Consider the following 12,135-nt stretch of genomic DNA (forward strand, 5'->3'; position numbering starts at 1 on the left):
ATGAAAGGCAAAAATTATTTAATGCTGCCCAGATGAAAAAGTTAGTTGGAGTTAGCTTATTTCTGTAATAATTTTAGGAGAGTTGATGAAAACTACTTTTTCCTGGTTATCTTCGTATTTTCTATTAACTGGTTTAGCCATCTCTGGAATAACTTTTTTAGGAGAAGTTCGTCCAGCATCTGCCTGTACAGGTTTTTGGGGTCGTATGGATCCAACCTGTGACCATGGAGGAATAACAAATCCGGTACATATGACTACTCAAGACTTTAAAATTTGCAATAAGACGGAAAATAGCATTAGTTTTACGCTTAACGGTTCATTGGAGGCACCATTGCGTGTTGGTTACTGTAGAACCTATACAAATGTTATATTACCTGGAAATGTTGCTTTTGATGCTTCTTATGCTGATGGTTATCAAGAGTCTAGCTATGGTTTGGATGATGAAAAAAACTATTCATTCAAACTTAATAATCAAGGAAGTGGCATAGATCTCTTTGCAGATTAGATGACTTCTGTTAACAATCGTAAAGATTCTGGTCAGGGGAGGGGCGGTAGTCTGAATGAATTATAAAAGTCTCTCCCAAGCATTTCTTATCATTTGATTTTAGTTGATAATATCCTCAGACAGAAAAAGTATTGGTTTAACCATTTACTTAAAAATCGGACGCACCCTACGGAGAATTAAGCTGTAATTATCGTAAGTCTAAAAACTCCCTATCCAATAAATTATAATCTTTAAAATTCTTGATTTTCTATTTCTAAACAAAGTTTACTCTTAATCTCTTTCTTAGTGTCTTCGTGCCTTTGTGGTTCTTTATTTATTGCTCACTAAAATCAACTAAAGCATAAAGAGGAGTTGTATCAGCAATAACCGCTTTAATCATGACTCACATAATAGAGTATTAGCTAATATCTGATCATGATTGATTGTTGTATCAGCATAACCGCTTCCTGGTACAGCAGGAGTAATATTAAATGTCTTTTTAACCTCATTCGTCAAAGAATTAGATGGGTTCAGTTCAGAATTGTCAGAAATAGTAATTTCTTGCATTAATTGTTGTAATAACCATTGTTTATCCTCAAAAGATAATTGGTTAATTTTTTCGGCAAATTCACGAACTTCTAAAGATGGCATAATAACTTACCAAAACTATTGATAAACCTTCTCTATTTTAGCACGATTAGACTTTATTTCTGGGCTAGGATAGCTTTTGCTTGTTGCCAAAGAGCGTCTAATTCCTCTAAACTGTATTCTGATAAGGGGCGATCGCAATATTCCTCAACCTTGGATAACCGTTTAATAAAACGATGATTAGTTTCCTGTAACCCAATATGGGGATCTAAATTATACCAACGGGCTAAATTAATTAAGACAAATAAAATATCCCCTAATTCTGCTTGTTGATGCTCTTTATCCGATCCTTGAATTGCTTCTTTAAATTCAGCAACTTCTTCCTCAAATTTATCCCAAACCCCCTCAATATTATCCCATTCAAAACCGATAGATGCAGCTTTTTGAGAAATTTTCATTCCGGCAATTAACGGGGGTAATTGTCGCGCATAACGGCTTAATTTAGAACTAAAAGTTTTAGTTTCGGGTGTTTCTCCTCGCTCATTTGATTTGATTTCTTCCCAATTTTGCCTAACTTCTTCGACACTATTAACTTCCACTGCCCCGAATACATGAGGATGGCGACGAATTAATTTTTCTGTAATATTATTGGCAATTTCTTCTAAGGAAAATTGATTTGATTCCCCGGCAATTTGGGCTTGTAAAATTACTTGTAATAGTAAATCCCCTAATTCATCAGCAATAGCATTTTGATCCCCGCTCCGAATTGCGTCTACTACTTCATAGGCTTCTTCAATAATATAGGGTACTAAAGTTTCTGGTGTTTGTTCCAAATCCCAAGGACATCCCCCCTCTGGCGATCGCAATTTGGCAACAACATCAATTAAGTTTTGTAGAGCGATTAATGTAGGATTCAGGGTAATATTTTCGGTGTTACTCATTTTAAATCCTTGAATTTTATGATCAAAAAAGGTTTATTTTTTAGGACGACGGGGAGATTTTTTAGCATTTGTGGGATTAGATTTTTGACGTTTGGGTTTAATTGGGGGAAGCTCCAATTGGGGAAATTCAGACACTTGACGCTTGGTTTTTTGGGGTTTGGGTGTTTCCCTGATCTCTGTTTGAGTTTTTCCGGTTTTTAGCCATTTTCTAAATTCTTTATATAAAGAGTTAGACCAGTCACTAAAAGAATGACTCATGGCTCCCATTTCTAATCCTAAATAAATGGCGATACATTCCCTCGGATAATTGGAGAGCGATCGCAAACTATTCTGCAATATTTCTAAAGGTTCCCTATTTAGTAACTCTAAATATTGTGCCACCATTAACCCCAAAAATCCCAAAATTCCCAGACCTCCTCCTAAATAAAGAATCCTCAAAGCCGTCCCAATAAAAGGCCCATGGGATAAAAAGGAGCGATGGCGCAAACTGTTTTGGTAGGGCGCCCAGAAACACCGCAACATCCCCCAGCGTTGAAACTGTCGGGAGTTGATATCTAAATCGGGGCCAAACATGAGGCCACTAAACAGGAAACTCCCCGTCACCAGAAAGGTGAGGTGACTGCTGCGGGTTTGGCTAAAGGTTAAGCCCGCAATAAAGGGTAAGCTCCAAAGAGTTATCTGGTCGTGGGTTTGACCTGATGGCATGGGGTAAAATGATCAATCAGGGAAAATAGGGTTGTGATTCTAAAAGTTTATGCTATAATAGCCGAATGTGTTAATCGGGCGGTTAACTCAGCGGTAGAGTGCTTCCCTTACAAGGAAGAGGCCACAAGTTCGAATCTTGTACCGCCCATGATTTTAAATCTTAATAGAATTCATCAACTCGAATAATAGCAGGGTAATTATGTCCAAATTAGGTTATTTTCCCTTATTATTTTTAGGATTATTAATCGGTTGTCAACAAAATAGCGATCGCATTCCCACAAATTCCTCCATTTCCGTTGCGATCGAAACCCAAAATAATATTATCATAAAACCATTATCCCCCCAACCGATTCGGATTAATTTAGAAGACTTACCGCCACCTTTCCATAGTGAGAGTGCATCTAAACCTCCCCAAGTTATTCCCATTCCTAATAACCCCGTTTTAAATGTTCCCCCCGGATTTAAAGTTAATATCTTTGCCGAAAATTTAGATAATCCTCGGTGGTTAGCCTTAACTCCCGATGGTGATGTATTAGTAACAGAAACCAAACAAAACCGGATTCGGTTATTAAAAGATACCAACAAAGATGGGGTAGCTGATCAAATTACAACCTTTGCAGATAGCAAAAATGGCTTAAATATTCCCTTTGGAATGGCATTTTCACCCGGTTATTTTTTCTTGGGAAATACAGACGAAGTTAGACGTTATTCCTATAATAATCAACAGCAACTCACGGGAACAGGCGAAAAAATAGCGGAGTTACCTGGAGGCGGATATAACCAACATTGGACACGCAATGTTGTTGTTTCTCCTGACAATCAAAAACTCTATGTTTCCATTGGTTCAAAAACAAATGTGAGTGAAGAAAATCCTCCCCGTGCATCAATTCAAGTGATGAATTTAGACGGGTCTAATCAACAAACATTTGCTTATGGATTAAGAAATCCTGTGGGGTTAGACTTTCATCCAGAAACCAAAGAACTTTATACAACTGTTAATGAAAGGGATGGGTTAGGGGATGATTTAGTTCCTGATTATTTTACCCGTATTCGTTCAGGAGAATTCTATGGCTGGCCCTATAGTTATTTTACACCTAATAATTTAGATCCGCGTCATGTTCAAAATGGTCAAAGTGTCCGCCCGGATTTAGTTAAAAAAACCTTAAAACCCGATGTTTTATTTCAAGCCCATTCAGCCGCTTTAGGATTACAATTTTATGATGGTAATACCTTCCCAGAACCCTATAAAAAAGGCGCATTTGTAGCGTTTAGAGGTAGTTGGAATCGCAATTCTGGTACGGGATATAAATTAGTTTTTATTCCTTTTAATCAAGGTCGTCCCCAGGGATATTACGAGGAATTTTTAACTGGATTTTTAGTTAATCCTGCTATTCCTGAAACTTGGGGTCGTCCGGTGGGTTTATTAGTATTACCCGATGGAAGTTTGATTTTTACTGAAGAAAGTAATGGCCGGATTTATCGGGTTCAATATTCTCCCTAGGTTGGGTTGAGAATAATATGAAATCTGATTATAAATGCTACAGATGATCCCCCCTGTTCCCTCCCCCCCTAGCCCCCCGTGCACGGGGGGTTTGGGGGGGCTGTTCCGGTGTTCCCTGCTATATACGTCTTTTTAATCCAGCTTCTAAATTTTTTCATTGTGGCGTTTCGTCCCAATATTTTAATTTTTTGTAAATATTGAGGGATAATATCAGTTAAGGGTAAATTAGGGAAGGTGGGACTATATTGTGTTTCTTGATAGTTGCCATTTTGCAAAATATAGATTTTTAATATGCCGTTTTCAAATCTCCAAAGTTCAGGAACCCCTAATGTGGCATAAATATCAAGATGGGTGCGGGAAGTAATATCAATTTCTAAAGCCAAATCTGGAGGGGGATCAATTGTTAAATCTAATCGGTTTTTATTTCTAACTAAAGCTTCATTTTGAATAAAAAAACAGTTATCTGGTTCTATTCCTTGTCGCATAAGTTGATTTTTGAATGTAGTTGAACCCAAAGGGAAAAATTCTATATCGAGTTCTTCTAGTAAAGCTTTGATCAAATCGCTAACAAGTTCTTTGCTAAATTCATGTTCAGGTAAGGGAGTCATAATTTCTAAGGTTTCATTTGCATAAGCAATTCGGGATGAACGATGTTCACCTAATTCATCTAATAGGGTTTCAAATTCTTGCCAAGTAATCTGATTAAATATCACGGTTTGTCCAGGGGGAACGGTGATTTGTTTCAGTTCTAACAACATCGTTAAACCTTTGGTAACAATCAGGAGCCTAGTTAAATTGTAGAAGCAATTACCCCTTTCCTCCCGAACCCCCTTAACTATCCGCGATGGGTAATTCCCTAAATGCCCCTTTTGTGGCAATCTATTAATCAATAGGAAAAAAAATTCCGATCGCTATATTGACAAACATCAATTATTAACTATGCAAACTTTACCTATTCCTACTCAAACCCCGGCTAGTCAAACATCGGTGGATACGATGATTCACCGCCGTCAAACCCGTCCTGTCCAGGTAGGGACGGTTACTATTGGGGGCGGTCATCCCGTGGTTGTCCAATCAATGATTAATGAGGATACGATGGACATTGAGGGGGCGACGGCTGCGGTGCGTCGTCTGCATGAAATTGGCTGTGAAATTGTGCGGGTGACGGTTCCCAGTGTGGGTCATGCCACCGCCGTAGGGAAAATTAAACAGAAATTAGCCGAAACCTATCAACCTGTGCCCCTGGTGGCGGACGTTCATCATAATGGCATGAAAATTGCTTTGGAAGTGGCAAAATATGTGGACAAAGTAAGAATTAATCCGGGGTTATATGTATTTGAAAAACCGAAAAGCGATCGCACGGAATACACCCCAACTGAATTTAATGAAATTGGTGATAAAATTAGACAAACCTTAGAACCTTTAGTCGTATCTTTGCGCGATCAAGGTAAGGCGATGCGAATTGGGGTAAATCATGGTTCCTTAGCCGAAAGAATGTTATTTACTTATGGTGATACCCCGGAAGGCATGGTGGAATCTGCATTAGAATTTATTAAAATTTGTGAATCTTTGGATTTTCAAAATATTGTTATTTCCCTGAAAGCTTCCCGGGTTCCGGTGATGGTGGCGGCGAACCGTTTAATGGTGAAACGGATGGATGAATTAGGCATGGATTATCCCTTACATTTAGGGGTGACGGAAGCCGGAGATGGAGAATATGGCCGAATTAAATCAACGGCGGGAATTGGCACTTTATTAGCAGCAGGAATTGGTGATACAATTCGGGTTTCTTTAACTGAAGCTCCTGAAAAAGAAATCCCGGTTTGTTATAGTATTCTGCAAGCTTTAGGACTGCGGAAAACCATGGTTGAATATGTGGCTTGTCCTTCCTGCGGTCGAACTTTATTTAATTTGGAAGAAGTCTTACATCAAGTTCGTGAAGCCACAAAACATTTAACGGGTTTAGATATTGCGGTGATGGGATGTATTGTTAATGGGCCCGGAGAAATGGCCGATGCTGACTATGGTTATGTCGGTAAACAACCGGGTTTTATTTCCCTATATCGGGGTCGAGAGGAGATTAAAAAAGTCCCTGAAACCCAAGGGGTTGAAGAATTAATTAGTTTGATTAAAACTGATGGTCGTTGGGTTGATCCTTAATTAATTCAAAGCAGTGCGAGCGTCCTCGCTCGCTAATTAATATTGATAACTACTTTTATATCCTGAACCAAGAATCAATACCGGAAAGCTGAAACCTGTGCTAAATTGGGCGTATTGATATTGAAATTTCTATTTTCTAGTTCAGCAAACCGATGATTATTTCGAGAAGTGGGCTGGTTCTTGGGGCGACGGCAATGATGTTAACGGCTGTAACCGTTGCCGGAGCAGGAATTCATCTTTCTAGTCAGGCATCCTTTCGGGAAAGCCCAAAGGAGTTGATTGATGAAGTTTGGCAGGTGATCCAAAAAAGTTATGTTGATGGCACCTTTAATCAAGTGGACTGGGTGGCGACCCGCACCGAGTATTTAAACCGGAACTATGCCGACGATGAACAGGCTTATAAAGCCATTCGGGAAATGTTGAAGAAGCTAGATGACCCCTATACTCGCTTCATGAACCCCGAAGAATTCAAAAATATGCAAATTGACACCTCCGGGGAGTTAACGGGGGTAGGGATTCAATTAACCCAGGATGAGAAAACGAAAAAATTAGTGGTGATTTCACCCATTGAGGATTCCCCCGCATTTAGTGCTGGGGTTCAATCCCAGGATATTATTACTGAAATTGATGGTCGCAGTACCGAGGGCATTGATATTAATGAAGCGGTGAGTTTAATTCGTGGCCCGGTGGGAACGAAAGTTAATATTAAAATCCTGCGGGGGGATAAACCTTTGGATTTTAATATTACTCGCGATCGCATTGAAATTCATCCGGTTCGTGCTTCTAAAAATCCTAGTTCTAAGGGAGATATTGGTTATATTCGCCTAAATACTTTTAGCGCTAACGCCGCCGAAGAAATGCGGGATGCTATTAGTGATTTAGAAAAACAAAATGTTTCGGGTTATGTCCTAGATTTACGCTCAAATCCTGGGGGTTTACTTTATTCTAGCGTTGAAATTGCGCGGATGTGGCTGAATCAAGGAGATATTGTTTCTACGGTGGATCGCCAGGGTGAAACTGACCGTGAAAAGGCAAATAATCGAGCTTTAACGAGTAAACCATTAGTGGTTTTAGTTGATGGCGGATCGGCCAGTGCTAGTGAAATTTTATCCGGTGCATTACAGGATAATAAACGGGCGCTTTTAGTCGGAACAAAAACCTTTGGTAAAGGGTTAGTTCAGTCGGTCAGGGGCGTTGGCAAATCTTCGGGTTTAGCAGTAACTATTGCTAAATATTTTACCCCCAGTGGTCGAGATATTAACCATGAAGGCATTCAACCGGATATTAAAATTGAACTCACCGAAAAACAACGGGATGAGTTAAGAAAAGATCGGACTAAAGTTGGAACAATTGATGATCCTCAATATGTGAAGGGGTTAGAAATTCTCGGTGCTGAAATTTCTAAAACTAAACAGGGAACTCAAACTAAGTCTAAGTAATTAAAAGTTGTTGGGCTCGTTGTTGGGCTCGTTGTTGGGCTCGTTGTTGGGCTCGTTGTTGGGCTTTAGCCCCATCTTTCCGTGCTTTATCCCAGAAAGATTGGGCTAAAGCCCAACAACTAAAAAGCGTTTTTGCGATTATTTTCAAACAGAATCTTGTTCAAATAACCAAACATCATCCTGATGATATTTTAATTGAAAATCAGGATGATTTTTTAATCGGTTTACTAATTCGATTACTAATTCGGGAGAACTCGGCCATCCGGGGTGACGTTGGTTTAATAAAACATATTGAAAGGGTTTTAAATCGGTCTGTTCTCGTCCTTGGATAGCTAATTGTAGGATAGGACGGTGGGTAAGGTGGGGGGTAATTTTATCCGTGGTTAAAACAGGATTTTGGGTTTTAATATAGGTTAGGGCTTCCCGTGTAGCTTGCCAATTATCGAGGGTTTGGAGATATTTGGAGGCAAAATAACCATATTTTGCTAAGGCGAAAAAGCAAATTAAAGACCATAAAATTATCCATTTTTTTTGTTTTATCCATCCTCCTCCTGTTGCTAAATTGGCAATAATAGCTAATAAAAGAAAAGGCAAAATTGCTAAGGAATATTGTTGCGTTAAGTTCTTCATTTGGGGATTTTCGGCTAACAGATTTAAAAATAAAATTGGTGTCGCACAAATTAAAGGAGTTAAATGTCGCCAAGAGAGTCCCCAAATTAAGGGAATTAAGAGTAAAATTAAATATTCTAAATTAGCTAAAGTGAAAATTTTACTTAATACTAATCCAGGTTTTAATATGATATTTAAGCTGATTTCAAATAGAGAATTTCCCAGGAAACTATAGACTCCAACGGCGATGGGTGGGGCTTGGGAAAAGTGGGGGATAATCCATTCTGTAGAGAGGAAAAACCAGCATATTCCTGAAAGAATTGCGATCGCAGCACAACGGCGTTTTTTCTCAAATAGCCATAACCATATCCCCATTGTTATTAATAATAAAGATAAAACTTCTTTACAGCCTAAAATAATAAAAATCGAGATAATAAATCCTAAAATATGATTATTTCTAGCCGCTAAAATAGCATATAAAATCGCAGGTAAGGCGATTACTTCCGGGTGAAAATCAAATAAATTAACATTAAAAATTAAAGGATATAATAGATAGACAAATCCTAGGGTTTGGGCTTGGGTTTCTTTTAATCCTGCTTGTAAAGATAGCTGATAAGTGGGTAATGCACCGAGGGAAAGGGAAATTGCTTGAATAGCAAATAACCAATGAATATCGGGGTAAAGTTTATAAAATAGGGCAATAATATACAGAATATAGGCGGCATGATCCCCTAGAATATGTAATCCTCGAAAATAAACAAAGGGTTCTTTTCCCTGACTAATTAAGTAAATTCCATTATCAAAAATTCCTAAATCATAGGCATTAGATTGAAAGAAAAAATGACGTAAACTACTACAAGCAAATAAAATCAAGCTGCTAATAATAAATCCTGTTAATACGGGATGAACTTTAATTTTTTTTTCTGAAAATAATATCATTTTTTATCTTATTTATTAAAGATTCTATATTTTCCTTTATTGCCTTTTTTCTATTAACTTACCCAAAGATGTTGGGCAAAGCGAATTGAAAAACTAATCAGTAAGAGGGCAAAAAATCCCAAGGTTAGATAACCCCAACGACGATGATGGGATAACATCACCCCTAAAGCTAAACTAATAGAAATAATACCATAGGTTAAACGACTTAGAGAAATTGTACCCCCAGATGCTAATAATAAACCCAAGGCAAAAAAGCCATAATTAACCGCTACCAAACTAAGTTCATGGCGTAAATACCAGAGTAAATAACCTCCTCCCAAAATAATAGTTGTATTCAGGAAAGGATCACCAGCAATTAGCCATAAAATGATGATTAATAAAAATAAACTATAATCAAATTTTGCCTTTCCTAATTGATACCGATAACGCCAAATACAATATCCTATTATAGCAATTATTATCACTAAAAGTGGATGCCAAGGGTCAACAATTGTGCCTTGTTTCCAATTTTGAGAACCGATCAAAATTTGCATAATCATTTTTAACCATCCCTGACTATCAAATCCAGTTTGGCGTTGCCATTGGGTATGTTGGACGGTAATAAAAGCAATGGGATTATTAAATTTTATCCAACAATATAGGCTATAAAATAACAACCCACCGCCACTTAATAAGCCGGATAAATAGGCGATCGCAGGCTTTCGTTTTTGCCAGGATGTAATTAAAAAAGCCGGAATTAAAGCCAGTCCAGTAATGCGGGTTGCCGTGGCTAAACTGCCCCATAAAATCACTTGAGGATATTTTTTTAAATCAAATGCTCGGAGGGCGGCGGTACTCAGAAATAAAAACAAACCTTCAGTATAAATAACACTCCCAAAAATAGATAACGGACACCAAGCTAAAACAGCCGTTGTCCAACGAGCAGCTTGAGGATTATTAGTAGTTTCAACCCATTTATACAGTAAAATTAAAGCTCCAAAAAAAGCTAAATTATTAATTAAAGTTCCCGCTACTTCAAAGGGTAAACCTAAATTCATTAACCCGCGAATTAACAAAGGAAATAGGGGGAAAAATGCCACATTTCCACCGGGTTCATTTTGATTAATTACCTCATATCCAGAGGTGGCAATACCCTGATATAATGGACTATCCCAAGCCGAAAATATTTGCCAACCCCAGGCAATTTTTACTATTTCTGTTTCTGAGGAAACTTGATGTAATTGGGCAGTTATAAAAAAAGCCAATAAAATCAGACTGCGACTAAGTACCCCCATTTTGATGGCAAAAATCACGCCTTGGGATTGAAAAAATTGGCTAATTTGGATTAAAAAATATTTTAATCTTACTAAAATTTGAGTTAAACTATTAATTAAATTCATCGGTTAAGTTTTCTGCCCATGCACGGGCGAATAATTATTGTTTTTAGTTTATAATTAAAGTAATTGTATCAAGAATGAAGCAATTATAAATCGGTTGTAATCATTAAAATCTGTTGTTCCCATTACCTATCACGGATTTAAGCAGATTACGCAGATTAACACAAATTAAAATCCGTGAAATCCGTGAAATCCTCTTAAATCCGTGATCCCTATTTCCTATTATGCCAAAATAGGGTAAACTACTGTAGATTTTCAGGTTTCGATTTTTCCTATGAGCAATTCTGTTTTTTCACCCTTACAAAATCGTTTACTCACTTGTTTGCTTATTTTAGTAGTGGGTTGGTTAAGTTTTCAATTATTAGGTTATGTTGGAGAGTTAATTAGTTTATTAGTAACCTCTGGATTAATTGCTTTTTTACTTAACTATGCAGTGGCAAAATTAGAGCGCTTTATTCCTAGGGGAATAGCGGCAGCTTTAGTCTATTTAGTTGCTATTTTAACCTTTGTAATTATTGGGTTAACCATTGTCCCTCCGGTCTTTAATCAAGGACGACAATTGATCACACGCTTACCAGAATTAATTGAATCAGGACGACAACAGTTAGCTGAATTTCAAGTCTGGAGTGTTGACCGTAATTTACCCTTTGATGTGGGGATTTTACAACAACAACTTTTATCTAAAATTCAGGGAACCATTGAACCCATTTTTGCCGGAAGTTTGGGGATAGTTTTAGGAACCTTTAATTGGTTTTTTGACTTAATTTTTATCTTGGTAATTGCCTTTTATATGTTATTAGATGGGGAGCGGTTATGGAAAATTTTAATCACTATTCTATCCCCACAAATTCGAGAAGTGATCACGATTTCCTTAAAACGAAATTTGAAAAAATTTGTCCTGGGACAAACCTTGCAAGGAATATTTATGACATCCATTTTAACCGTTGCCTTTTTTATGCTTAAAGTTCCCTATTTCCTATTATTTGCAGTTGTGATTGGATTACTGGAAATTATTCCCTTTGTGGGGGCAACATTAGGCATTGGAAGTGTCACTTTTATTGTAGCTTTTATTGATTGGTGGATGGCTTTACAGGTGTTAGCAGTTGCCGTTTCCGTTCAACAAGTGAAGGATAATATTGTTGCTCCTCGAATTATGGGGGATTTAACTGGATTAAGCCCCGTTGTTATTTTCAGCGCTTTATTATTAGGAGGAAAAATTGGGGGATTATTAGGATTTATTCTGGCAATTCCCATGGCAGGAGTAATTAAAAGTATCGTTGAGGTGGTTTTTGATCCGACTTTACCCCCTCAAACGGGTTCATTTTTTTATAATCCCTTAAACCCACAGGAATAGGTAATAGGTAATGGGTAATGGGGGAAAATGTTTTCAAAA

General features: G+C 37.7%; 12 protein-coding genes and 1 tRNA gene. 6 read left to right on the top strand and 7 right to left on the bottom strand.

The window, feature by feature from the left end:
* The first annotated feature begins 85 nt into the window (after nt 1-85).
* A complete protein-coding gene (locus tag NMG86_RS24475; protein WP_026796708.1) occupies nt 86-505 on the top strand; it encodes a hypothetical protein in 420 nt (139 codons plus the stop codon).
* Nucleotides 506-880: 375 nt separating this feature from the next.
* Here the strand turns inward: NMG86_RS24475 and NMG86_RS24480 are convergent, their stop codons facing one another.
* Genes NMG86_RS24480 through NMG86_RS24490 form a run of 3 tightly spaced genes read right to left on the bottom strand, consistent with a single transcriptional unit; the run spans nt 881 to nt 2,718 of the window.
* A complete protein-coding gene (locus NMG86_RS24480) occupies nt 881-1,135 on the bottom strand; it encodes a hypothetical protein (protein ID WP_026796709.1) in 255 nt (84 codons plus the stop codon).
* A gap of 53 nt (nt 1,136-1,188) precedes the next feature.
* Entirely contained in the window at nt 1,189-2,013 is an 825-nt protein-coding gene (gene mazG, locus NMG86_RS24485) for a nucleoside triphosphate pyrophosphohydrolase (RefSeq protein WP_026796710.1), read from the bottom strand.
* Nucleotides 2,014-2,046: 33 nt separating this feature from the next.
* Nucleotides 2,047-2,718 (bottom strand): metal-binding protein, encoded by a 672-nt coding sequence (locus NMG86_RS24490; RefSeq protein ID WP_071783062.1) that lies wholly within the window; start codon nt 2,716-2,718, stop codon nt 2,047-2,049.
* A gap of 76 nt (nt 2,719-2,794) precedes the next feature.
* Between NMG86_RS24490 and NMG86_RS24495 the strand changes: the two genes are divergently transcribed.
* Nucleotides 2,795-2,866, top strand: a tRNA-Val gene (locus NMG86_RS24495).
* A 51-nt stretch (nt 2,867-2,917) separates the two neighbouring features.
* Nucleotides 2,918-4,219, top strand: a complete 1,302-nt coding sequence (locus NMG86_RS24500; RefSeq protein WP_043938959.1) for a PQQ-dependent sugar dehydrogenase — start codon at nt 2,918-2,920, stop codon at nt 4,217-4,219.
* A 68-nt stretch (nt 4,220-4,287) separates the two neighbouring features.
* Here the strand turns inward: NMG86_RS24500 and NMG86_RS24505 are convergent, their stop codons facing one another.
* Nucleotides 4,288-4,977, bottom strand: a complete 690-nt coding sequence (locus tag NMG86_RS24505; RefSeq protein ID WP_043938957.1) for a Uma2 family endonuclease — start codon at nt 4,975-4,977, stop codon at nt 4,288-4,290.
* 181 nt (nt 4,978-5,158) lie between these two features.
* Between NMG86_RS24505 and ispG the strand changes: the two genes are divergently transcribed.
* Both ispG and ctpC read left to right on the top strand, forming a co-directional pair.
* A complete protein-coding gene (gene ispG, locus NMG86_RS24510) occupies nt 5,159-6,379 on the top strand; it encodes a (E)-4-hydroxy-3-methylbut-2-enyl-diphosphate synthase (RefSeq protein WP_026795333.1) in 1,221 nt (406 codons plus the stop codon).
* A 152-nt stretch (nt 6,380-6,531) separates the two neighbouring features.
* The gene (ctpC, locus tag NMG86_RS24515; RefSeq protein WP_026788099.1) at nt 6,532-7,818 is read left to right on the top strand and encodes a carboxyl-terminal processing protease CtpC; all 1,287 of its coding nucleotides are present in this window, start codon (nt 6,532-6,534) and stop codon (nt 7,816-7,818) included.
* Here the strand turns inward: ctpC and NMG86_RS24520 are convergent.
* The 3 genes from NMG86_RS24520 to NMG86_RS24530 are packed head-to-tail and all read right to left on the bottom strand — an operon-like array spanning nt 7,811 to nt 10,745.
* Complete coding sequence (locus NMG86_RS24520; RefSeq protein WP_155806316.1) at nt 7,811-7,966, bottom strand: hypothetical protein; 156 nt, start codon at nt 7,964-7,966, stop codon at nt 7,811-7,813. The genes ctpC and NMG86_RS24520 overlap by 8 nt on opposite strands.
* Nucleotides 7,963-9,366: a DUF2079 domain-containing protein gene (locus tag NMG86_RS24525; RefSeq protein ID WP_043939649.1), complete on the bottom strand. Its 1,404-nt coding sequence runs from the start codon at nt 9,364-9,366 to the stop codon at nt 7,963-7,965. The genes NMG86_RS24520 and NMG86_RS24525 overlap by 4 nt, the downstream gene beginning before the upstream one ends.
* A 53-nt stretch (nt 9,367-9,419) precedes the next feature.
* Nucleotides 9,420-10,745 (bottom strand): mannosyltransferase family protein, encoded by a 1,326-nt coding sequence (locus NMG86_RS24530; RefSeq protein WP_144018181.1) that lies wholly within the window; start codon nt 10,743-10,745, stop codon nt 9,420-9,422.
* 271 nt (nt 10,746-11,016) lie between these two features.
* Here NMG86_RS24530 and NMG86_RS24535 point away from each other — a divergent pair, with 271 nt between their 5' ends.
* Nucleotides 11,017-12,096 carry an AI-2E family transporter gene (locus NMG86_RS24535; RefSeq protein ID WP_026788102.1) on the top strand — a complete coding sequence of 360 codons (1,080 nt, stop codon included), beginning with the start codon at nt 11,017-11,019 and terminating at the stop codon, nt 12,094-12,096.
* Nucleotides 12,097-12,135: the final 39 nt, after the last annotated feature.

It is taken from the genome of Planktothrix rubescens CCAP 1459/22 (assembly GCA_904830895.1).
GTDB classification, from domain to species: domain Bacteria; phylum Cyanobacteriota; class Cyanobacteriia; order Cyanobacteriales; family Microcoleaceae; genus Planktothrix; species Planktothrix agardhii.